Source organism: Gracilimonas halophila (genome assembly GCF_042684365.1).
Lineage (GTDB): Bacteria > Bacteroidota > Rhodothermia > Balneolales > Balneolaceae > Gracilimonas > Gracilimonas halophila.
Map to the genome: position 1 here is coordinate 723779 of NZ_JBHULI010000024.1, position 24184 is coordinate 747962.

General features: G+C 42.3%; 22 protein-coding genes. 9 read left to right on the top strand and 13 right to left on the bottom strand.

Annotation, left to right across the window (positions count from 1 at the left end; translation table 11 throughout):
* Positions 1-14 precede the first annotated feature (14 nt).
* A complete protein-coding gene (locus ACFSVN_RS09615) occupies positions 15-608 on the bottom strand; it encodes a PorV/PorQ family protein (RefSeq protein WP_390301630.1) in 594 nt (197 codons plus the stop codon).
* Positions 609-728: 120 nt separating this feature from the next.
* Positions 729-1922: a phosphoglycerate kinase gene (locus ACFSVN_RS09620; protein ID WP_390301633.1), complete on the bottom strand. Its 1194-nt coding sequence runs from the start codon at positions 1920-1922 to the stop codon at positions 729-731.
* Between the two features lie 153 nt (positions 1923-2075).
* On the opposite strand from ACFSVN_RS09620, the gene ACFSVN_RS09625 reads away from it, so the two are divergent.
* The 4 genes from ACFSVN_RS09625 to ACFSVN_RS09640 are packed head-to-tail and all read left to right on the top strand — an operon-like array spanning position 2076 to position 4677.
* Positions 2076-3236 (top strand): cysteine desulfurase family protein, encoded by a 1161-nt coding sequence (locus tag ACFSVN_RS09625; protein ID WP_390301636.1) that lies wholly within the window; start codon positions 2076-2078, stop codon positions 3234-3236.
* Positions 3233-3787, top strand: coding sequence for an LOG family protein (locus tag ACFSVN_RS09630; RefSeq protein WP_390301639.1), 555 nt, complete (start codon positions 3233-3235; stop codon positions 3785-3787). Before ACFSVN_RS09625 ends, ACFSVN_RS09630 begins: the two co-directional genes overlap by 4 nt.
* A 43-nt stretch (positions 3788-3830) precedes the next feature.
* Complete coding sequence (locus ACFSVN_RS09635; protein WP_390301642.1) at positions 3831-4190, top strand: DUF1499 domain-containing protein; 360 nt, start codon at positions 3831-3833, stop codon at positions 4188-4190.
* 46 nt (positions 4191-4236) lie between these two features.
* Entirely contained in the window at positions 4237-4677 is a 441-nt protein-coding gene (locus ACFSVN_RS09640) for a cytochrome B (protein ID WP_390301645.1), read from the top strand.
* 58 nt (positions 4678-4735) lie between these two features.
* Here the strand turns inward: ACFSVN_RS09640 and ACFSVN_RS09645 are convergent, their stop codons facing one another.
* The 8 genes from ACFSVN_RS09645 to ACFSVN_RS09680 form a co-directional block, all read right to left on the bottom strand.
* Positions 4736-6502, bottom strand: coding sequence for a sodium:solute symporter family protein (locus ACFSVN_RS09645; RefSeq protein WP_390301648.1), 1767 nt, complete (start codon positions 6500-6502; stop codon positions 4736-4738).
* Between the two features lie 2 nt (positions 6503-6504).
* On the bottom strand, positions 6505-6762 hold the full coding sequence (locus tag ACFSVN_RS09650) for a DUF4212 domain-containing protein (protein ID WP_390301651.1): 258 nt from the start codon (positions 6760-6762) through the stop codon (positions 6505-6507).
* 328 nt (positions 6763-7090) lie between these two features.
* On the bottom strand, positions 7091-9511 hold the full coding sequence (locus ACFSVN_RS09655; RefSeq protein WP_390301654.1) for an alpha-ketoacid dehydrogenase subunit alpha/beta: 2421 nt from the start codon (positions 9509-9511) through the stop codon (positions 7091-7093).
* A 183-nt stretch (positions 9512-9694) separates the two neighbouring features.
* A complete protein-coding gene (locus ACFSVN_RS09660; RefSeq protein WP_390301657.1) occupies positions 9695-11086 on the bottom strand; it encodes a class II fumarate hydratase in 1392 nt (463 codons plus the stop codon).
* Positions 11087-11226: 140 nt separating this feature from the next.
* Entirely contained in the window at positions 11227-12351 is a 1125-nt protein-coding gene (locus ACFSVN_RS09665; RefSeq protein ID WP_390301660.1) for a GNAT family protein, read from the bottom strand.
* 15 nt (positions 12352-12366) lie between these two features.
* Positions 12367-13608 carry an aminotransferase class I/II-fold pyridoxal phosphate-dependent enzyme gene (locus ACFSVN_RS09670; protein ID WP_390301662.1) on the bottom strand — a complete coding sequence of 414 codons (1242 nt, stop codon included), beginning with the start codon at positions 13606-13608 and terminating at the stop codon, positions 12367-12369.
* 199 nt (positions 13609-13807) lie between these two features.
* Complete coding sequence (locus ACFSVN_RS09675) at positions 13808-14983, bottom strand: glycosyltransferase (RefSeq protein ID WP_390301665.1); 1176 nt, start codon at positions 14981-14983, stop codon at positions 13808-13810.
* An 18-nt stretch (positions 14984-15001) separates the two neighbouring features.
* Positions 15002-16162 carry a glycosyltransferase family 4 protein gene (locus ACFSVN_RS09680; RefSeq protein WP_390301668.1) on the bottom strand — a complete coding sequence of 387 codons (1161 nt, stop codon included), beginning with the start codon at positions 16160-16162 and terminating at the stop codon, positions 15002-15004.
* Positions 16163-16265: 103 nt separating this feature from the next.
* Here ACFSVN_RS09680 and ACFSVN_RS09685 point away from each other — a divergent pair, with 103 nt between their 5' ends.
* Genes ACFSVN_RS09685 through mutY form a run of 3 tightly spaced genes read left to right on the top strand, consistent with a single transcriptional unit; the run spans position 16266 to position 19881 of the window.
* A complete protein-coding gene (locus ACFSVN_RS09685; RefSeq protein WP_390301671.1) occupies positions 16266-17240 on the top strand; it encodes an NAD-dependent epimerase/dehydratase family protein in 975 nt (324 codons plus the stop codon).
* A 10-nt stretch (positions 17241-17250) separates the two neighbouring features.
* Positions 17251-18783: an Ig domain-containing protein gene (locus ACFSVN_RS09690; RefSeq protein ID WP_390301674.1), complete on the top strand. Its 1533-nt coding sequence runs from the start codon at positions 17251-17253 to the stop codon at positions 18781-18783.
* Between the two features lie 27 nt (positions 18784-18810).
* A complete protein-coding gene (gene mutY / locus ACFSVN_RS09695; protein ID WP_390301677.1) occupies positions 18811-19881 on the top strand; it encodes an A/G-specific adenine glycosylase in 1071 nt (356 codons plus the stop codon).
* On the opposite strand, the gene ACFSVN_RS09700 is transcribed toward mutY, so the two are convergent.
* Positions 19882-20493 carry a class I SAM-dependent methyltransferase gene (locus ACFSVN_RS09700; protein ID WP_390301680.1) on the bottom strand — a complete coding sequence of 204 codons (612 nt, stop codon included), beginning with the start codon at positions 20491-20493 and terminating at the stop codon, positions 19882-19884. It abuts the gene before it with no gap.
* A gap of 105 nt (positions 20494-20598) precedes the next feature.
* On the opposite strand from ACFSVN_RS09700, the gene ACFSVN_RS09705 reads away from it, so the two are divergent.
* The gene (locus ACFSVN_RS09705; protein ID WP_390301683.1) at positions 20599-21447 is read left to right on the top strand and encodes a TIGR02757 family protein; all 849 of its coding nucleotides are present in this window, start codon (positions 20599-20601) and stop codon (positions 21445-21447) included.
* A 97-nt stretch (positions 21448-21544) separates the two neighbouring features.
* On the top strand, positions 21545-21739 hold the full coding sequence (gene rpsU, locus ACFSVN_RS09710) for a 30S ribosomal protein S21 (protein ID WP_390301686.1): 195 nt from the start codon (positions 21545-21547) through the stop codon (positions 21737-21739).
* A gap of 31 nt (positions 21740-21770) precedes the next feature.
* Here the strand turns inward: rpsU and radA are convergent, their stop codons facing one another.
* A complete protein-coding gene (gene radA / locus ACFSVN_RS09715; protein ID WP_390301689.1) occupies positions 21771-23108 on the bottom strand; it encodes a DNA repair protein RadA in 1338 nt (445 codons plus the stop codon).
* A 1-nt stretch (position 23109) separates the two neighbouring features.
* Positions 23110-24153, bottom strand: a complete 1044-nt coding sequence (locus tag ACFSVN_RS09720) for a lysylphosphatidylglycerol synthase transmembrane domain-containing protein (RefSeq protein ID WP_390301692.1) — start codon at positions 24151-24153, stop codon at positions 23110-23112.
* Positions 24154-24184 lie beyond the last annotated feature (31 nt).

Here is a 24184-nt window from a genome sequence, read left to right on the forward strand (position 1 = left end):
CTGACCGAAATTAGTTAATGCTGCCCCAAAGGATGGTGTAAGTTGCCAATCTCCTCCTTTCTCATAACCCTTTGATACTGTAAACCCAGGTCTACAAAGAAAGAAGTTGCGGGACTGTATTCCCTATTCGCATAAATTTGATTTTCTCCAATATCACTTTTTAAATAGTTTAACCCAATCCCTGCCCTAAGGCCATTTTCAAATCTATATGCTGTTGAAAGTTTGAGAACATTATCTCTGAAAGGTTCATTGAGGATTGGAGCATCATCATCAAAGTTACTTCTGAAATCCAGATAGCTTAAAGCGATGTCAAACTTTCCTGCTGAAAAACCTGCGTAAATATTTTGGGTCCGAGTTTTGAAATATCCTAAATTAAAATCGTTTTCATACAAGAAATAGCCAAGAGTCGGTAAACCTTCATGATCTATAGAAGCTGGGTTTATAAAACTTCCCAATGAATTATGAGTGAAGGATACAAGTGAATTACCCAAAGCAAAATTTCTTGAATTCAAGGGCTCATCTAAAATCGGAACCGATACCGATGTATGTTGTCCGCTCGCCTCAAGTGGAAATAGAAATACAATCAAAACTATCAGTAATGATCTCATAAGTCATTGTTTATTTGTGTTTATAGACGTTACACTTTCGAAGAGAAATGGTCAAGAACGAAAAAGCCGGGCTTAGTACCCGGCCTTATTAAGTCTCAACTGTTAATTTGGGTAAGTCTTTTACTTATTCGTAAGTGCCGATACCCCCGGAAGTTCTTTTCCTTCCAGATATTCGAGGCTGGCTCCCCCTCCGGTTGAAACGTGAGATACTTTGTCACTCAATCCTGCTTTTTTGATTGCGGCAGCTGAATCTCCTCCGCCAATAATGGTTGTTCCCCCGAATTTTGTTGCTTCTGCCAATGCTTCAGCAACGGCAAATGTCCCATCTGCAAAATTCTCCATTTCGAAAACCCCCATCGGACCATTCCAAACCACGGTTTTTGCTGATTTTATCACATTTCCAAAGGAAAGGGCCGATTGTGGACCAATGTCGAGGGCCATCCATCCTTCCTCGATGCCATCTTCATCTACCACTTTATGTTCCGCATCATTATTAAATTCTTTGGCAACTACAGAATCTAACGGTAACATAAATTTCACGCCAGCTTTCTCTGCTTTTTGCAACAGTTCTTTGGCCAGTTCGACCTTGTCTTCTTCCACCAATGAATTTCCTATGGGCCATCCCTTGGCTTTATAGAAGGTATAGGTCATGCCCCCGCCTATGATGATAGAGTCCACTTTGGTAAGAAGATTCTCAATAACTCCTATCTTATCTGAAACTTTTGCCCCGCCCAAAATAGCCACAAACGGTCGGTCAGGATCGTTGATACTTTCTTCCAGGTATTTGATCTCTTTTTCCAGTAAAAAACCGGAAACCGCCGGTTGCAGGTATCTTGTGACTCCTGCCACAGACGCGTGAGCACGGTGTGAACTTCCAAAGGCATCATTAACAAACAGATCTCCGTGAGCTGCCAGTTTTTTACTGAATTCCTCATCATTTTGCTTCTCTTCGGCATGAAAACGGACATTCTCCAATACTACAATTTCTCCAAATTCAGCTGCAGCTATCACAGATTCAGCTTTTTCTCCAATACAATCTTCTGCAAAGTGAACCTTTGCATCTACCAAAGTAGCCAAATGATCAGCCGCGGGTTTTAGAGAAAATTCAGGGTCGTATTCCCCGGCCGGCCGGCCTAGGTGACTTGTTAAGACCAGTAACCCACCATTCTCCACCACATGATTAATGGATGGCAATGCCTGCACAATACGATTGTCATCTGTTATTCTTCCATTTTCGATCGGCACGTTGAAATCAACACGCATCAACACCTTTTTTACTTTTACTTCGATATCGTTCAGAGTGAGTTTAGCCATGATCGAGTAATTAAATTTGTTTTAAATTCGGCTTGAAGGTACCAAGATCTAATCATGAAATGAAGTTTTGACAAACCACTTTTTCAGCCCTGCTTTTAACCCATAATTTGGATATTTTCTAACACTGAAAAATTAACCCAATTTATCCTATTCATGCGAACGGTTTATTTAGATCATGCAGCAACCACTCCATTAGACGAGCGTGTACTTGAAACCATGCTTCCCTTCCTTAAAGATAATTATGGGAACGCCAATTCACCTCATCACCTTGGTCAAAAATCAAAAGTGATCGTAGAAGATGCCCGTGAAAAAGTAGCCGCTTTAATAGGTGCCGAGCCATCTGAGATCATCTTTACAAGTGGGGGTACCGAAAGCGATAATGCTGTTATTAAAGGGGTTTTGGCTGTTTCCGGAGACAAAAATGAAGTGATTACTTCTGAGCTTGAACACCATGCCGTGCTGCATACCGTTGAGCTTGCCAAGATGCAGGGGGTAAAACCGGTTTTTGCCGAAGCACAAAATTGCGGAACTATAACGGCAGATGCGGTCAAAGAAGTGATCACTGACAAAACTGCATTGGTTACTATCATGCATGTGAATAATGAGATCGGGACTATCAGTCCACTGAAAGAAATTGCAGAAGTCTGTAAAGAACACGGGGTTCCATTTCATTCTGATACCGTTCAAAGCCTGGGAAAACTGCCTATCAACGTCAAAGACTTGGGAGTTGATTTCCTGAGCGGAAGTGCCCACAAGATCTATGGACCTAAGGGAACCGGCATTATGTATGTGAAAAATGGCTCACGATGGATCCCATGGATGAACGGTGGCTCACAGGAAAGACGCCGACGTGGCGGTACCTTAAACGTTCCCGGCATTGTCGGTTTTGCAAAAGCTCTTGAATTGGCCGTCGAAGAAATGGATGAGCGTCAAAAACATTTCAAAAAGTTACGCTCTCTCCTTCTCGAGTTAATGGATGAAAAACTGAATTTCAATTATACGGTCAATGGCCCTAAAGACAAAGGAGTACCGCATATCCTCAACCTTTCTTTCAGTGATCAGGAAGACCATCATATTGATGGGGAAATGCTGTTGCTGAACCTGGATATTGAAGGCATTTGTGTCTCCAATGGCTCAGCTTGTACATCAGGCGCAGTTGAACCTTCTCATGTTTTAAATGGCATTGGAATGGAAGAAGGCCTCGCTAAGTCAAGTATCCGAATCAGCTTTGGCAAGCAGAATACGGAAGAAGATGTCAAATACTTCGTAGAAAAACTGGATGCTGTCCTGAACCGAATGTTTTCTTTGGCATGAAGAAGCATATCTGTGTGTATTGCGGCTCACGAAAAGGCAACTATCCTAAATTCCCTGAATTAGCTAAACAAGCCGGACGGGAAATTGCTCAGAGGAACTGGGGCATTGTCTACGGCGGGGGAAAAATCGGGATCATGGGGGAAATTGCAAATGCGGCCCTTACCGAGGGCGGAGATGTTATTGGAGTGATCCCAACCCAGCTAAAAGATCGTGAAGTAGCTCATAAAGGACTGACCGACCTCCACGAAACACAGGATATGCACACCCGAAAAGCACTCATGGAATCGTTATCGGATGCCTTTCTTGTTCTGCCCGGTGGATTCGGAACCCTGGATGAATTTTTTGAGATCTTAACATGGCGACAGCTTGGTATCCATAATAAACCCATATTTATTATTAATGTGGATGGGTACTTTGACGGGCTTTTGAAATTTACCAATAATGCTGTGAAGCATGATTTCATCCATAAAGAAAGCCTTTCCCTGTTCCATGTCTGTGAAGACCTGGATTCCTTTTTACAACAGCTGGAACGATTTTTTGAGCTGAGTTGATTTTATTTGCCACAGCATCATCAAAATCCCTAAGTGATATTCTATGGCTTCAAAGAAAAAAAACAATCCGCTTCCTCCCTGCCCTACCACCCCAAATTGTATAAGAGTTTCCAGGGATCTTGAAGCCGGGTTGGAACAAGTCTGCGAAAGACTAATGCTTCTTTTTGAAGAGGAAGCCCATGAATTTGAAGTCATTGATCCCAAACGCATAGAGCTTCATGCCGTATATCGCATACCTGTATTTGGTTTTAAGGATGATGTAGATGTGATAATGGAAGAAGCTGAGGGAGTAACTACCGTACACATTCGGAGTGCAAGCAGACTTGGGGCTTATGATCTTGGCGTAAACAAACGAAGAGTCAAACGAATATTCCGGAAGCTAAATTCAAAGATTAGCGATTAAATTTCGCTATATTCTAAACGAAATTTAAAAATAAAAAGATAAGATTATGTACACCGGTTTACTTCACGCGCACTCAGGACTTCGATGGATCGTTTTGGTTTTAATTGTCTGGGCTTTGTTCAAAGCTATTTCAGGCTGGAGCGGGCAAAAGGAATATCAAAAATCAGATCGGCTATCAGCACTTCTGGCACTGATCTTTACGCATATTCAATTATTGATCGGATTGGTTCTTTATTTCATCAGCCCTAAAGTATCCTTTGAATCCGGAGTGATGGAAAGTTCAGTCCTCAGATTCTATACTGTAGAGCATATCACAATGATGATCATTGCTATCGCTCTTATCACTGTTGGTTTCAGTACGGCAAAACGCATGGAAGCCTCTATTGAAAAGCATAAGAGAATTACAATTACCTACGGAATCGGTCTGTTGCTGATCCTTGCTTCCATACCATGGCCTTTTCGCGGTTTGGGGACCGGCTGGTTTTAGTAAATTGAACATATAAAAGAGTATCAGAGAGGACGTATCTAAAAAAATACGTCCTTTTTTATTGTGGATATCTTATGCTCTCCACCATTTCCTGCACATCTTCCGGCGGTTCCGGGAAGATCATTCCTACTGCAAAAGAAACCAGTAGATTGAGGATCATCCCCAGCGTTCCTATTCCCTCCGGTGAAATTCCAAACCACCAATACTCCGGAGAATTTACCTCAGGGAAGGCGATCTTGAAAAAGACCACATAACCGAGTGTGAACAACAGGCCGGCGATCATTCCAGCTATGGCTCCTTGTCGGTTCATTTTCTTGTAGAAGATCCCTAAAATAATGGCCGGAAAGAAGGAAGCCGCGGCAAGTCCAAATGCGATGGCCACTACCTCTGCTACAAAGCCCGGCGGATTAATTCCAAAATATCCCGCTACTATAACAGCTCCACCGGCGGAGATACGCGCCCACATCAACTCACTTTTATCTGAAATATCTGTTTTGATCTGCTTTTTAATGAGGTCATGAGATACAGCTGTTGAAATTACCAATAGCAATCCTGCAGCTGTTGAAAGGGCTGCGGCCAATCCTCCTGCAGCTACTAAACCTGCAACCCATGCAGGTAGATTTGCGATCTCAGGGTTTGCCAAAACCATGATATCCCTGTCCACATAGAGCTCGTTAGGACCTTCAACTGGTGCATTATTAACTTTTACTTCGCCAAAGTTACCACGAACGATCTCACCGGCATCATTTCGCTGAATATCAGGAAGCCCGGTTATGGCCTCTCCCGGAGCATATGTAATAATACCATCTCCGTTTTTATCCACCCAGGTAAGCAATCCCGTTTCCTCCCATACACTGAACCACTCAGGCATTTCAGTGTACTCTTCCTCGTTCACTGTTTCCATGAGATTGTATTTAGCGAAGGCAGCGATGGAAGGCGCAGTTGTGTAAAGGATCGCAATAAATATCAGCGCATAACCTACCGAAATTCGAGCATCCTTTACTTTGGGAACTGTAAAGAATCGGACGATAACATGGGGAAGACCTGCCGTTCCGATCATTAATGCCGCTGTGATAAAAAAGACATCCTGCATACTCTTGGTTCCGCTTGTGTAAGCTGCAAAACCAAGTTCGGTATGTAGCTCATCCAGCTTTTCCAGAAGGTATTGTCCGGAACCATCCGTCAGAGTTGACCCAAAGCCAAGCTGAGGGATCGGGTTGCCAGTAAGCTGAAAAGAAATAAAAAAAGCAGGCACCATAAAGGCAAAGATCAATACACAATACTGTGCAACCTGGGTGTAAGTAATTCCTTTCATTCCTCCCAATACTGCATAGAAAAATACAATCGCCATTCCGATAAGAACACCAATATCTATATTCACTTCAAGGAATTTGGAGAATACCAGTCCCACTCCACGCATTTGCCCCGCCACATACGTAAATGAAACGATCAGCGCACAGATAACCGCTATGGTCCGTGCAAAGTTGGAATAGTAACGGTCACCGATAAAATCAGGAATGGTAAATTTTCCAAATTTTCGAAGATATGGAGCAAGCAGAAGTGCGAGTAATACATAGCCTCCGGTCCAGCCCATGAGGTAAACCGAACCGTCATATCCCATGAATGAAATAAGACCGGCCATGGATAGAAAAGATGCAGCTGACATCCAGTCGGCCGCCGTAGCCATACCGTTTGTGATCGGATTAACATGAGCGCCGGCTATATAAAAATCGCTGGTGGAAGCGGCTTTCGCCCATATCGCGATCCCGATATAAAGTGTGAAGGTGATCCCGACTAAAATATAGGTCCAGACTTGAACATCCATGATCAGTCCTCCTGCACTTTAAATTCCTGATCCAGCTTGTTCATCAGATAGACATATACGAAGATCAGAACGACAAAAGTATAAATAGATCCTTGTTGGGCAAACCAAAAACCGAGCTTAAACCCACCCATTTGTATCTCGTTGAGTGCAGGTGCGAGTAAGATCCCAAACCCATAGGAAACAGTGAACCAGATACTGAGAAGTATCCCCAGGTATTTAAGGTTTCTCTTCCAGTAACCTTTTAGATCTCGTTCTGACATCTTTTGTAACCTCCATAGTTTTATTCCGGCTAAGTATGCAGGATTTGAATGAAGGAATCAAATGGAGAAATTGCACTGCACCTTCAAAAAAACTCCCGAAAATAAAAAGCCACCAATGATCTTGTCAGTCTTTAGCGGATGCGGAGACTGACAAGTCAATGCTCAGGAAGTCTCCGACTTCCATAAAGGGCAACTAAGCTTTTTTAAGAAAAGGTTACAGCTTCCGCAGCTCTTAAGTCACCGCTCGTCAAGCTGTATTACTCAATAAGAATTTTTAGTCTCGCTAAAGACTTAAGAGATCCCCAAACTGAAAGCTACTAGCCCCCTTTCAATAAATAGCCGGATAATTCTCAGGATCGGCTTCCCTCATAATTCCATATATACTCTCGAAAATATCTTCCGCATTGGGCTTGCTGAAATAATCTCCATCGGAAGCATAAGCAGGGCGATGGTCGTGAGCGGCTAAACATTTTGGCTCAGAGTCGAGATTGAAATAACCATCCTGCTCTTCCAGCACTTTCTGCATTATATATGCAGAGGCTCCGCCCGGAACATCTTCATCTACAACCAATAATCGGTTGGTCTTTCTGAGCGACTTCCCGATCACATGATCAAGATCGAAGGGCAATAACGTCCTGACGTCGATCAGTTCTACAGAAATTCCAACTTCCTCCAACTGAGGGATTAGACTTTCAACAATATTAAAAGTGGAACCGTATGAAACGACTGTAATATCAGTTCCTTCATTCACAACTTCCGGCTTTCCAAGCGGAGTCGTAAATTCTCCGATGTTGGATGGCATATTTTCTTTGAGGCGATAGCCATTAAGCGGTTCTACAATGATTGCAGGATCATCTCCCTGCATCAGTGTGTTATAAAAACCGGCAGCTTCTGTGAGGTTTCTCGGTACACACAAATGTACTCCACGCGCTCCGTTAATGATCATACCCATTGGTGATCCTGAGTGCCAGATCCCTTCCAGCCTGTGACCACGAGTTCGAATTATAAGCGGTGCAGCTTGCCCCCCTTTTGTTCGGTATCGAATCGTAGCCAGATCATCCGAAATTCCCTGGAAGCAATACAGCAGATAATCCAGGTATTGGATCTCTGCAATCGGGCGCAATCCACGGATGGACATTCCAATTCCCTGACCCAAAATAGTTGCTTCACGGATGCCGGCATCGCTTACACGGATCTCACCGTATTTATCCTGCATGCCTTCAAGGCCTTTATTCACATCACCCAGTTTTCCTGAATCTTCCCCAAAAACAAGGACATTAGGGTGCTTCTCAAATAGTTTATCAAAGTTTTCCCGGATCACCATACGGCCATCTACGCGCTTTGGCTTATCCTCGTACTCAGGTTTTACTTCCTCAACGTTTAATGGCGACTTAGGGGTCTCACTGTATAAATGAGAATTATACCGTTCTGCATTCTCCTCACGCGATTTACTGACCCATTCTGTTAATTCATCCCTGGCTGAACTTTTCTTACCTGCAGTAGCCACTAATGATTTTCGTGCTGCAGATAGAATATCTTTACGTATCGCTGTAGGATAATTCTTTAAATTTTTGGCGTACTCGCCTAACTTCTCAACTCCGGACTCTTCTTTCAACTTATTGATGAGCTCAATTACTTTTGCTTTTTCTTCCTTGATCGGATCCATGAAAGCTTTCCATGCCGCAGTTTTAGCCTCATTCACCTCGTCCTGAGCTTCTTGTTCCAGCTCGTCCAGTTTCTTCTTAGTCGCAATCTTGTTATCAAGGATCCATTTTCTAAATCGATCAAGACAGCAATATTCTTCTTCAAATTTTAATCTTTCTTCATCCTTATAACGCTCGTGAGAACCGGAAGTGGAATGCCCTTGTGGCTGTGTAACTTCCTGAACATGAACAAGTACAGGCACATGTTCTTCCCGGGCGATCTTAGCTGCTTTTTCGTATGTATCTATCAAGGCCTCATAATCCCAGGCCTTTACAGTCAGGATCTCATATCCATCCTTATCTTCAGTTCGCTGAAATCCACTTAGTACTTCAGAGATACTTTCCTTGGTAGTTTGGTATTTTTTGGCAACAGATATACCAAAACCATCATCCCATACTGAAACGACCATAGGAATTTGAAGCACGCCTCCGGCATTGATAGCTTCCCAAAATATACCTTCCGATGTACTTGCATCACCTATAGTACCAAAAGCGATCTCATTTCCTTTGTTGGAAAACTTTTTCCACTCTTTACCCTTTAGCGCTTTCTCATTTCTATAGACCTTGGAGGCTTGCGCTAATCCTAAAAGACGAGCCATTTGTCCTGCTGTGGGGGAAATATCTGAAGAGGTATTCTTCGTTTTGGTCTGATCGACCCAATTTCCTTCCTCGTCAATAAGACGGCTGGCAAAATGTGAATTCATTTGACGGCCTGCGGAACTGGGATCGGCTTCAACATCAGCATGAGCATAAAGCTGTGCAAATAACTGCTGAGGAGTCACATGATCAATAGCTAACATTATGGTTTGATCACGATAATAACCGGAACGAAAATCACCATCCTGAAATTGTTTGGCTAATGCGATCTGAGGTATCTCTTTACCATCACCGAAAATTCCGAATTTGGCTTTACCGGTAAGCACTTCCTTTCTTCCGATCAACGACATATGCCGGCTGACCCAGCCCAATTTAAAATCAGCTAAGATCTCTTTCTTCTGAGCAGCGGTAAACTTCTTCTTTGTCGTCTTTTCTTTTGCTTGAGCCATTGTAAAATTTTTGTTCTGGTTTAGGAAAGCGCCCTTCCAAAAGGGGCGATAGTATACGGAAAAGCGCTTTTTTATGAAACAGTCCCCACTGCCTCTATCGTTCTTTTCACGTTAAATCTGAGTTAATTTTGAGTTTAGAATTACCAGTACAAACTGATAATCACACGGCAACCCTTTAATAAATTACTCAGTAAATCCGCCTTTCGTCATCTTGATCGGATCAAGTGCTTTATCAAGCTCCTCATCCGTAAGGTCGGTCATTTCCTTAGCCACTTCTTTCAAAGGCCGGCTTTCTGCGAATGCCTTCTTTGCTATCTTCGCGGCCAGATCATATCCGATGATCGGGTTGAGTGCTGTTACCAAAATTGGATTACGTCCAACCATATCTGCAATAGCCTCTTTCTTCACCTTCAATCTTGAAACTGAACGGTCAGCCAGATTCCTTGCCGCATTAGCCAGTATCTGAATAGATTCAAGAAGGTTATGAGCCACTACAGGCAACATTACATTTAGCTCAAAATTTCCTGCCTGTCCGCCAATAGTGATAGCCGAATCATTCCCAATTACTTGTGCACACACCATAGTGAGTGATTCTTCAATTACCGGGTTCACTTTCCCCGGCATAATGGATGAGCCGGGCTGAAGGGCTGCCAGCTCAACTTCACCAATACCACTATTCGGGCCTGAATTCATCCAGCGCAGATCATTGCCGATCTTCATTAAACCAACCGCAATAGTTTTTAGCTGTCCGCTGAGTTCAACGGGAGCATCTACTGTTGCCTGTGCTTCAAAATGGTTTTCGGCTTCGGTGAATTTTTCACCGGTCAGTTCTGAGATCTTAGTCGCAAATTTCTTACCAAAATCTTTGTGGGTGTTGATCCCGGTTCCTACCGCAGTTCCACCTTGTGGCAGTTCTGAAATTCTTTCAAGTGCAGATTTAACGCGTTTGACACCCAACTCTACCTGACGGGCATATCCACCGAACTCCTGCTCGATAGTTACCGGCATGGCATCCATTAAATGTGTACGGCCTGTTTTTACAACTTCAGCATACTCTTTCCCTTTTTCCAGAAAAGTTTTTTGAAGGTGCTCCAGCGCCGGTATTAAGTTATTATTGACCGCTTTAACCGCAGCAACGCGAATAGTAGTCGGAATCACATCATTTGAACTCTGCCCATAATTGATGTGGTCGTTGGGATGAATATCCACGTCCAGATTCTTCTTCAGTTCATTAGCCCGATGAGCGATTACCTCATTTGAATTCATGTTGGTGGAAGTCCCTGAACCGGTTTGAAAAATATCGATCACAAATTCTTTATCATGGAGTCCTTCGATGACTTCCTGAGCAGCAGCTTCAATCGCTTTTGTAACTTCTTTATCCAGAAGACCAAGATCGGCATTAACAGCGGCGGCCGATTTCTTAACATATCCCAAAGCCTCAATGAATTCGCGGCTGAACTTAATGCCACTGATTGGGAAGTTATCATGTGCCCGTTGGGTTTGTGCTCCATATAAAGCTTTTTTTGGAACTTTAACTTCACCCATGGAATCTTTCTCAATGCGATATTCGCTCATCGTTCTATATGATCTTTAGTTGAAAATTGCAGCTGTAAAATTCAATCTAATTACTGGTAAATGATTTTATTCACAGCCTTAAAAAAATAAGGAAAAACTATGTAGATATTGTGAAGTGGATGTTAAACCTGAATAGCAGATCAAAGCTCTTTTGAGTACATCCGGTAGGTTTTGTCGAGCCTGCCTCCTATACGTTCTGCTACCCGAATCATTTCAGTATTCGTCTCTAAGATCCAACTCATTTCAGAAGTTGTTTTATTACCGCTTTCTATTCCATTGTTTATGGATCTTAAATGCAGTAATGCATCAATGCCTTTACCCTGATATTCCGGAAGAACCCCCATAAGAGCTGTTCTGAGCTCATTCAGTTTGCGTTTTTTCCAAAGCAGTTTAAATATTCCAAATGGAAATAGCCGTCCATTCATAGATTTCAGGATCTTATTGATATTGGGAATTCCAATTGAAAATGCCACAGGCTCGCCTTCAATCTCGGCAACATGTGCGTAGTCTGTATCAATAATTAGTTTAAGATCTTTTCCAAGGGCTGTAATTTCCTCTTCACTAAGAGGAATAAATCCCCAATTATTCTTCCAGGTGGCATTGAAAATTCGCTGAACCATCTTGATCTCTTGGTCCATCTTTTTAAGATTCACCGGTCTTATATCTACGTTGGGAAGACGATGCTTTACAACTTTTTCTGAGCGCCTCATTCTGTCAACAGATACCGTCTCTGTATCTATAAGATAAGCAAACAGGTCCATGGCCTTTTCAAAGCCGGCGTTTTTTATAAGTTCATCATAGTAAGGGAGGTTATATGGCATCATCACATAGGGATCCTTATCAAAGCCATCTATCAAAACACCGATGGTGTCCATCATGCCTGGATTTGCCGGACCCATTACCTTATTCCTTCCCCTGTCACGCAACCAATCTGATGCTACCCGAAATAATAAGTTGGCAGTATGCTGATCATCAATACACTCAAAAAAACCAAAATGACCCATTTTGGTACTATGGTAATCATTATACCTGTGATCAATTATGGCAGCAATTCTGCCTACGTCCTTTCCATCTTTTTCTGCCAAAAACAGTGCGATCTCTGCGTTGTTGAAAAAAGGATTCTTTTCAGTGTTGATTAGCTTTTTCTGATCTATACGAAGGGGTGGTACCCAATGCTTTTCATTTTTATAGAAAGGATATATGAAATTTATAAATCTCTTCTTTTCATCATCGCTAGAAACGAAGGTGACCCCGGAACTATTCATATAGCCTTTTGATATTTATTCTGAGATGTTGGAGTGGCCGTTTCTGTCAATAATACCATGCTTTAAACCAACCTTACGAAATCCTTCAAGGATCTGATCCAGGTGTTCATCGGTGTGGCTTGCCATATAGCTGGTTCTCAATAGTGATTGTCCCTGAGGTACAGCCGGAGGAACCACAGCATTGGTATAAACCCCTTCTTCAAAGAGATCTTTCCAGAATTTAAAGCAATCCATCATCTCTCCGATAACTACCGGGATGATCGGGCTCTGGCTACTCCATACGTTAAAACCTAATCCACGAAGTTCTTTGCGCATGTAATTAGCAATTTCTTCCAAACGCTCAAGTCTCCATGGTTCTTCCTGTAAAATTTCAAGCGCTTTAAGAACAGTCGCAACATTAGCGGGAGGCATAGATGCACTAAAAATATGAGCAGGAGACTTGTGACGAATATATTCAATTACAGGTCGGTCACCCACTAAAAAACCACCCAATGAAGCAAATGACTTTGAAAAGGTCCCACTAATCAAATCCACTTCATCTGTGAGATCAAATACTGAAGCAGAACCGCGACCGCCTTTTCCAATAACTCCAACAGCATGAGCATCATCCAGATAAAGCCGGGCGTTAAACTCTTTCGCCAGCTTCACTAATTCCGGTACTTTAGCCAGTGTCCCGGACATAGAGAAAACGCCATCTGTTACAATGATCTTTCCGGCATCAGGATCAGCTCGTTCCAGTAATTTTCTCAAGTGATCCATATCATTGTGTTGATACCGGACTGTCTTTGCATTTGCAGCAAGTGTTCCCATCACAATACATGCATGGTTATCCTTATCAGAGAAAATAATATCCTTACGGTCAGCTATGGTCTGTATAGCACCTTCATTGGTTTGATATCCGGTGCTAAATAGTACACACCCTTCTTTACCCATGAAGTCTGCGAGTTTCTCTTCCAACTCAAGGTGGCTATCAAGTGTACCATTAAGATACCTGGAACCGGTACAACCCGTTCCATATTTGGTAAGAGCCTCTTGTGCCGCTTTAATGGTACGCTGATCGTTGGTGAGCCCCAGATAATTATTGGAGCCTGCCATGATCACTTTTCTTCCTTCGATTTCTACAACAGTACCGTCTGTAGCTTCAAGTGGTTTGAAATAGGGATAGAGCCCCATTTCTTTAACTTCATCGGCCTTCGTAAAATTAAAGGCTTTGGAAAAAATATCTGATTTTGTGGCGCTGGATTTTTGATCGGCCATTCGCTAATTCCTTAACAAAGATTCTAGATAAATATCAAAATTAAGCCGGTATTAAATCTCAATCAAATTTTAGAAAAGATACTGTTAACTACCGGCTGCTGACATAGGTTTAAAATTATCGTGTAAAAGATAAGAAAATTATTGGTCTGCTACTGAATTACATCTCAATTTTCTTATCCATGTACTTTTAGTAAATATTTTATACAGAACTTCGGTCCTTATCCAATAATTCCTGATATCTTTTAAATAACAACTCAAAGTGTCCTCGCATGGTTACGATATCTTTTTCTGCCGCCAATTTTGTGGCTTCGACCAATTTTTTTCTGTCTTTTTGAATTAAGCTGAGGAGGTTTTCAGTGAAAGAGCTTGCATTCCCAGTTTCATAGGTCTCACCAATATCAGGATTTGAGATATCAGCGGCCCCTCCTCTTCTGGGTACTAAAACCGGCAGCCCACTGCACACAGCTTCAGCGACGACAATACCATAGGTTTCTGCAGCAGAACCATGAACAAAATAATCTGAGGATGCTAAAATATCTGCCAGCTGATCCCGATTATCGGTAAACCCCATCACCTTGACATGATCAGAAGTACTTGCTTTTCGGTTCACATATGCGCGGATCGGTCCATCGCCAAATATCATAAGTGCCATTGGCGCCTTTTTTGATGCCGCTTTGAAACCGTCGATAATGGTACCTAATCTCTTTTCCGGATGATGCCTGCTGATAGCTATCATCAAATGGGCTGTTTCGGGAAGTCCAAAGTCAGCCAGTAATTTCGTTCTTAATTTTTCATCTCTTCTTTGGGGTGAGAAGAAATCCTTATCAATCCCGAATGGAACAGGAATTGGATTATGGACCCCATAGTTGTCAATTCGATCAGCTAGCCACTCCCCACTCACCACCGTAGCATCAAAACGATTGCTTAGATTTTGAAGATATTTCCAGTAAAAGCCAAAGAACTTATCAACCCGATCAAATCCAAAGGTGCTCCCAAAAAATGTATGTGGATAGGCTGCAACGGGGTCTTGATGAAATATAAATGTTTTCACAGCATCCCCCTTCCAGCGACCTGCAAACCAACCTCCCGTCCACGGCGAAGACCCCTCTACAATATCGGGTTGCTCCTGATCCAGGATCTTATGAACAGCTTTCTCTCTCCATAAGATATAATACCGCCAATCGACCGGGAGTCTTGGGCCTTTCACCCATATTACACGTCCGCCATGCCTCTCTTCTTCTCCCCAATCCTTTCCGGGTGCTACAATCACCACTTCATGCCCCAATTCGGAGCCAAATTTCAGCTTTTGGTTGATGTAGGTTTTAACTCCACCACCCTGGTCTGTATAAAATTCTGCTACGTCAACGATCTTCATCTACTAAATACTGTCTTTTTAAAAATAATTTCTGGGTGCTGGCTCACTCAACGCTTCTTTATAATTATCAACGAGACGACTATTAATTTCATCCCATTCATAGCTCAAAGCTTTATTGCGAGAGGCTTTTCTCATCTTATCCCGAAGCTCTTTATCAGAAACTATCAGGGAAAGTTTTTTCGCAAAGTCACCTTTATTTTCAGATTCAGCAAGGCATCCATTAATACCATGCTCAACAAGTGATTTACTTCCGGTAGCATCTGCAACCAAACATGGCAAGCCACTGCTCATGGCTTCCAAAGTTACATTTCCGAAGGTTTCAGTGTGTGAGGGGAAAAGGAAAATATCACTGCTTGCATAAGCTTTGGCAAGATCTTCACCCTCCAGGAATCCGGTAAATGTTGCCTCCGGCATCAGTTTTTGCAATTCTTCTTTAGCAGGGCCATCTCCCACTACTAATGCTTTTACATGTTTATTAGTAGCTGCCATTTGTTGAACGCTATACCTAAAGGTATCCAACTCTTTTTCCCACACTAGCCGCGATACAAAGGTAACCACAATGTCATCTTCAGAGAACCCCAGAGAATTACGCCACGACTCATCTCTTTTTTCCGGGGAGAATAAATTCGTATTCACCCCCCGCGCCCAGATCCTCATATCCGTATCAAAACCCTCAGGGATCAGCTCCTCGATCATAGACCTTGAGGGCACATACACGTGCGTGCATGAGTTGTAAAACCAGCTTAAATATCTCCAGGCAATGAATTCAATGGGGGTGAGCCCGTAATATTTAAAGTAACTGGTGAAATGGGTGTGATAGGATCCTACCACCTGAACATTATTTTTCTGTGCCCATTTCAATGCTCTTAAACCACCAAGATCCGGAGTTGCTATATGAATGAGCGTTGGACTGAACGCTTCCAATTCTTTTTCAGCCTGAACAGACATTCCGGTTGTAACTCTGTATTCCCCCCGACCTGAGACGGGCATTCTCATGGAGGGTAGCGTGACTAATCTTCCGTTGTGTTCCAGTTCCGGCTCCTCGATGGTAGGCCCAAATACCAATACAGGTATATCCTGCTCCTCCAAAAACTTTACCAACCGATTTAAAGTGAGGGAAACACCATCTTTAATGTGATTATAATTACCTGTAAAAAGGGCGACTCGTAATTCTTTCATAAATATTTAAAAGCAGACGGCATATTTGTATCTTAGGAGCCCTGCGATGATTCTTACAATTATATCTATTCAGTCCAAATAATCTTTAAATATAAGGAAATTAATGAAAGCCTTTGTAACCGGAGGAACAGGTTTTATTGGGAGTCACTTAGTAGAAGCTATCATCAATTCACCCGAATACAGTGAGGTGCAATGTTTGGTTAGAAGTGAACCAAAATGGCTTTCCGGATTATCGTTCAAAACTATTAAGGGAGACCTCAACGACCTCAAAGCATTAGGAAAGGGTTTGGAAGGAGTTGATGTACTTTTCCATGTAGCCGCTATTGTCAAAGCTCCTTCAAAAAAAGAGTTTACTCTAGCAAATGTGGATGCTACCGAAAACCTCGTTCGTCTTGCTCAGAAGAAAGGTGTTAACAATATTGTTATTCTATCGTCTTTGGCGGCAGCAGGACCAAGTAACGGCTCACCAAAAAAAGAAGATGAACCCATGGAGCCTGTGAGTATGTACGGGAAATCAAAAATGGAGATGGAAGCAAGAGTCAGAACTGCAGCATCTAAAAATGACAGCATAAAGATCATACGCCCCCCTGCAGTGTATGGGCCAAGAGAAGACCAGATCTATTCTTTTTTTAAATCCTGTACCAGAGGTATTTGCCCAATTGTAGGAGATGGGAACAATCCGAGAGTATCTATGGTCTATGTAAGTGATCTCGTTGATGGAATATTACTGGCCGCCAACAAAAAAGACACCGGAGTTTATACGTACTATATTTCTGGTGAGGGCACACATTCCTGGAATGAGATCAAGGGAATTACCTCCAGAGTATTGGGTAAAAAATTGATCCCGCTTAAAATAAAACCGAGTATCGTCAAAAAAGTAGCCGGTATTATTGAAAATGTTGCGACATTATTTGGAGTATATCCCGTTGTAAACAAGGAAAAAGCTAATGAACTAATTTTGGAATGGACTTGCACCTCCGAAAAAGCTGAAAAAGAATTAGATTACCGTCCGAAAGTATCTTTGGCCGAAGGTATTTCAAGAACGATCCATTGGTATAAAATGCATAATTGGTTATAGTATGATTAATATGACTGCTAAGATCACGCTCTTTTTAATCTCCTTCTTTCTATTTGAGTTCAGTATTCATGCTCAGGAAAGAATCATTCAGGATTATAGCCGCCTCATGGAGATCCCTGACGTTGTGGCAATGGAAAGTTCCCCCACTCATCTATATATCCTATCGGATCAAGAAGGTATGGCTGTTTTTCGCGCCTACCCCGATTCACTGCAATGGCTTTACACATCTTCCGGCATGCAACGCCGTGGTAATAAGATCATGAGTGATATTCGTTTTGCTTATTTATTTGGCGATTCAAACCGCTTGACTGTGCTTGAACCTACTTCACCACTCGGTGTCTATTCCTCAACCTATCTTCCCGATTCTCCCAAAGCAGCAGCTCGAATTAATAACAGTTTATATATTGCTTTGGGTGAACGCGGACTTGGGATGGTTTCACTTGATACTCCTGAGACCGTTGACACTGATCCGGTTTTTGTAGCTGTAGATGAAATTTCAGGGGCATCTGTATATGATATTCGTTCTACAGAATTCAGCAATCAGCTTTTCGTACTTACGGACGAACCCTCTCTGCTTATTTTTGATCAGGAGGATTCGACTTTATCATTGTCACGCGAGATCGATCTCCGAACTTCACTTTCCCATATTTTTATTGATGAAGATGAGGTTTGGGGAAGTACTCCAAATGGAGAGATCTTTGAAATACGATCAACCGGTACCGGGAAACGTATTGGTGTTACCAATGAAGAAGTTCAAAATATTGTCAGGTGGAATGGCCGCATTTTTGCCAGAACAAGTTCCGGCCGGGTTTGGGCAACTGATAGTAACGGGTCTTTAGGCATCTGGAAGAATGACCGGAATGCAGGCAACTTTATAGCTAACAGTACTCATAAACTATGGATCTCGGAAAATAATAACATCTCTACTGCTCTTCTGAGAGTCGATTCTTTGAATACAGATCAGGTCACAGCTGCTGATTTCAAGATCAAAGAGATACCAAACCAGATCATTACCTACCCCAGCCCATTGATATTGAGTCTTGAGATGGTAGCAAATTATCCGTCTGATGAAGTTGAGTTTTCCTACAGATCCAATGTTGACAATGCAAAGATCAGAAAACAAGGATTTTACTGGCAGCCTAATGTAAATCAGGTCGGCAATCACTGGTTCAATATTGTAGCCACCAATGCTGAAGGGGAATCTGACAGTACCCGATTTGTGGTGGATGTTCGATCCTTTAATTCACCACCTCGATTCAGTCCCGTACGCTCAGCAAGTATTGCAGTGAATGAAGAATATGAGGTTCAGTTTTCAGCTACTGACCCTGACAGTCCACGTAACTCACTGGTCAGATATATCGGAGTTGATATGCCAGACGGAGCTTCCATCAATGAGAAAACAGGAGAATTTACCTGGACTCCAACTGAACGACAGGTTGGGGAGACCACTTTTAAGATCATAGCAACCGACAGGCTTGGTGCCGCTTCCTCCATTGATGTAACTCTTAAAGTTTTAGACATTGCCCGTGACAGTGAAGAATAATATCTATTCTAAATATTAAGACCCATCTTGCAAAATTCTGATTTTTCTTCCCATCTTTTAAAATGGTATCAATATCACAAACGACCAATGCCCTGGCGGGATGAACCCGATCCTTACAAGATCTGGATATCTGAGATCATGCTTCAGCAAACAAGGGTTGATCAAGCCACCCCTTACTTCAGAAATTTCATTTCCCTTTTTCCTACTGTTTTTGAATTGGCTAATGCTGATCAACAGCAGGTATTGAAAGCCTGGGAAGGGCTTGGATATTATAGCAGAGCCCGGAATTTACACGCAGCTGCCAAGATGGTAGTTCAGGAATATGATGGAAAACTGCCGGAATCCTATACCGAGATCATTAAGCTGAAAGGCATAGGGCCTTATACTGCGGCTGCTGTAACCAGTATCGCTTTCAACAAACCCAATGCTGTAGTTGACGGAAATGTGATACGCGTACTCACCCGCTATTTTGGTATTGAGGATGATACCCGAAGCACTAAAACCCGAAACAAAGTTCAGGAATTTGCCAATAAACTTATTGACTACGATCGGCCCGGTGATTTCAATCAGGCACTGATGGAGCTTGGTTCTGAAGTCTGCACCCCGTCGAATCCTGATTGTGAAAATTGCCCTATACAGACAGGCTGTGTGGCATCAAAAATGGCCAAAACGGATATTATTCCATATAAATCACCAGCCAAGAAAAAACCTCATCACACCATTGGAGTCGGAATCATTGAAAGCAAAGAGGGGAAGCTATTAATTGCTCTGAGGCCAGAAAATGCTATGTTGGGTGGGCTTTGGGAATTTCCTGGAGGAAAACAGAAAGAGAATGAGCCTATTCAAGAAACGGTTGAACGTGAGCTCAAGGAAGAACTCGGAGTTGAGGTAAAAGCTTACAAAGAACTGATGAGTTTAAAACATACCTATTCTCACTTTTCCATTACTATGCATGCATGGTTTTGTACGCTTTTAAGTGGAACACCTAAGCCCAGGGAAAGTCAGGAAGTCCGGTGGGTAACACGTGAGGAACTGGAGCAATACCCTTTCCCTAAAGCCAATAAAATGCTCACTGAAAAGCTTATAAAAGAACCCTGATCATTTTACGGCAACTCCACAAACATGTGGGATGATAGGCACAAATAACGTTCTGCTATTAAATTCCTGGATCTCAACTTTTCTAAAATGTGCATTCTGTATCACTTTTCCGGTGTTGCGGTTAACATTGCAGCCATCAAAGAACCATTTCCAGGGTTTTTTTACTAAATGTTGAACTTTACATATCCAGGTGTCTCTTTCAGCTTTAACATGTTCCAGGAATACAAACTTTCCCTCTTCTTTTAGCACTCTTTTGATCTCAAAAATCACTTTTACCTGATTTTCTACAGAGCATAAAACCATGCTTCCAAATACCATATCAACCGATTCATCTTTTAAATTCATTGTTCCGGCTCCATAATTATGGATCTCCACTTCTACTCCGTAATATTTTGCCCTTCTTCTCAGCAACTCATTAAACGAACTCTTTGGCTCGATCACGATCACTTTTGTGCCGGGTCGTAAATACCTGAAATTGGCGCCGTAACCTGCCCCAATCTCAACTAAAGTATCAGCGTGCCCTTCTAACAACTTTTGCTTCCGTTCACCATAGTGGGTATGCATATACCTATCCACCATTAAGAAAAACCATTCGTTGATCTTTTGAATCAATTTGTCTGAGTTTTGTTTGTATGTTTGAACAATTACCGTATTACCCCTTTACGTTATCGGCGATCTAGTAAAAAACTCTAATTTCAATAAACTTATTATATTTCATTGCCCCGAAAAAGAAAAAGGTATAAAACCATTTCTAAGAAAAAACTTCTGAAATTGAAGCCTTTCCTGGATGACCTGGTAGTTAACATTGAAGAGCCTGATTATATCAATGATGACCCGGTACAATTTATGTATGCTTTTGAGGATAAGGCCGATAAAGAACTAGCTGGGTTTTTTGCAGCAACTATGGCATGGGGCAGACGGGATATTGTGAATGCGAAAGTTGAAGACCTCCTTCAGCGAATGGATTATAAACCTTATGAGTTTATTCAGAATTATTCTGAAAGTGACACTCCTGTTTTTGAAGGATTTAAACACCGGACTTTTAAACCCATAGACATACATTGGCTGACAAAAACCCTTCAATCCATCTTGTTGAAATTTCAAACCTTTGAAAGATTTTGGGCTTTTTGTGCTGAACAGGCTAAAATTCAAAAAAGGGAATTGATCGCGGTTTTTCACGATCAATTCTTTACTCTTCATCCTGAAATCCCACAGCGAGTACGGAAACATGTTTCCAATACCGAGAAGAACAGCTCCGCTAAACGCTTATATATGTATTTGAGATGGGTCATCCGTAAGAACAGTCCCGTTGACCCAGGCACTATGAGTTTTATAAAACCCTCTGAATTGAAAATTCCTTTGGATGTTCATGTAGCCCGACAAGCACGTAAGCTTGGCCTTCTGTCTCGCAAACAAAATGATTGGAAAGCTGTACTTGAATTAACAAAAAGAATGAAAATGCTTGACCCGGAAGATCCTGCAAAATATGACTTTGCCCTGTTTGGTATTGGTGTATTAGGATCACGCATACCTGATGAGCTGATCATTAATAAGAACGTAGAGTAATAATTTCAGTTTCTACTTATTTCAAAACAGTGAAAGAGTTTGTATATTAAGTGTTCCCAATTATGGGACAAAATTAAAAGAAAGGATGTGATACTTCATGTTAGGAGTCGAAGTAAAAGACAACGAAAGTGTTGATCGCGCAATAAACCGCTTCAAGAAACTGGTAACCCGATCACGTGTTCTCAACGAATACAAAGATCGTCAACAGTTTACGAAGCCTTCAGTTGAGCGACGCGAAGCTTTGAAAAAAGCCAAGCGAGAACAACGACGTCGCAATCGCGACAACTTCTAAACGAAGTGTAACGAATTCGAGCCCTCCGGTTTTACCTGAGGGCTTTTTTTATGGCCTCATGTAAATACCTGATCCCATTCTTTTGTTTTGAACCGGGCATAACCAACTCTTTATAGCCTAATTTCTTAGCTTCTTTTTCGCGCTGCTCCAAATGAGGAACTGTCCGTACTTCTCCCCCAAGCCCCACTTCTCCGATAAATGCCATTTGTGGAGTGATAGGTTCATCCATCAAACTTGAAACGAGTGCGCAACAAACGCCAAGATCACCTGCAGGATCGTTCAGCTTAAACCCACCCGCTATATTCAGATATACATCATGATTGGAAAAATTCTTGCCAACTCTTTTTTCCAGAACAGCCAACAGCAGTGCCAGTCTGTTTCGGTCAAACCCATTCGCTGTTCGCTGAGGAGATCCATAGGATGAAGGTGTTACAAGGGCCTGAACCTCGATTAAAAGCGGACGAGTTCCTTCCATCGTACAGACAACAGCATTCCCGCTAATTCCGGTAGTTTTATCAGAAATAAAAAGTTCTGAAGGATTGGAGACTTCGACCAGCCCATCCGATTTCATCTCAAATACTCCTACTTCCTGAGCAGCTCCAAACCGATTTTTAAGGCTTCGAAGTAAACGATAGGTGTACTGCTTGTCTCCTTCAAACTGCAGAACGGTATCTACCATATGTTCTAAAACCCTTGGGCCTGCAATATCTCCTTCCTTGGTAACATGACCTATCACAAGCGTGGTAATATTCTTTTTCTTTGCCAGTTGTTGAAATAATGCGGCACATTCTTTTACCTGCTGAATACTTCCCGGCATACTTGATAACTCTGTCCTGTACACCGTTTGAATGGAATCTACTATGAGCAGGTCTGGCTGCATTTTCTGAGCTTCAGCAATGATGTTATCCACCTGCGTTTCATTGTATATCAACAACTTGTCTGATTCTACGCCAAGCCTGGCAGCACGTTGTTTGATTTGCCCGGCCGACTCTTCTCCTGCACAATAAAGTATGGTCAACTCAGGACTGGCTTTGGCAATTTGCAGCGTGAGAGTGCTTTTTCCGACTCCGGGTTCACCGCCTATCAAAACATAGGAACCGGGTAAAAATCCCCCACCCAACACACGATCAAGTTCCGAGATGTTGCTTTTAACACGGGTTTTTTCTGAAGTTTCTACATCCTCCAGTTTTTGAGGCGCAGCTGTTGACTCCAACCCTTCTACTTTAGCTTTATGGGATGAGGAAGATTTCCTGGAGACTGTTTTTTCAGTGAACGTATTCCATTCTCCGCACGAGGGGCAGCTCCCATTCCATTTTGGGGAAACATATCCGCAATTAGAACACTCATATTGAGTTTTCACCTTTGCCATATCAATCCTCCTGGATCACTTCAACTACTTTCTGATTGACGTACCAGGTAGTGGCCATGATTCCCAGTCCAACACTGATATAATAACTGATGATCCTCCATAAGAATAATGCCAGCCCTATAAATCCTTCCCGAGCAATCAGTGGCCCCTGAAATAACACGAACAATCCTTCAACTCCGCCGCTTCCACCTGGAGTTGGCACTACCAGAAAAGCGAGATTCATGGCAAGGCTCCGTAATACGGATAACACTTCCGGAGCAGGCAGCAAACTTAGAACTACGATAGTCGGTAAAGCAATTCTCATTATCCATGACATTGTTGACAGAAAAAAAGCTTTCATCAAAAAACTGAATGGCTTCTTCCTTAGCTGATGGGCATATTGCTCAAGGTTCTCAGCTTCAACTTCGATCTTGTCACTCAAATTTCTGAGCACAGGAAGTTTGAATACCACTTTCACTACTTTTTTTATTGCAGCCGGATTTCGAAGAACTCCGTACGCCAAAACACCGGCATAACTTAGAAGTCCAACATAAAGCAAACCCATCGAAACATCCCCCACTAAGCCTACTTCAGCAGGCACCACTTCATAAAATATCCCGGCAAACAAAAGAATTGGAATGGCCATGGCAAACCAAAGCTGGTCAAGTAACACTCCATATAATATAATAGCTCCGGCATCTCCTAATTTAAGACCTTCCTTGGTCATGGCGTAAGTTGCCATAGGAGCTCCACCAATAGTAGATGGGGTTACAGCGGAAGTAAAATCCCAGGCCAATACAACTCGTACAGAAGCAAACCAGTCTAGCTTCTTCTCTGATAAAAATCGGATCTTGGCAGCTGAAAACCAAACCCTTAACAGTGAAACCACCACCGCAATCACCAGTCCGGGCAACCTTTTAGGCACAAGGTGCTCCAATACACCCGGGGTATAGGTCCAGTAGATCACTCCTGCCATAGTCGCCAAACTTAAGGTGATGGAGATGATCAAATATTTCTGGGATAGCAGAGATTGTGGCTGCTTAATATGTTTTGTTTCGCTACTCAAATAATATCCTGAATCAGAATGGCTTAGATAA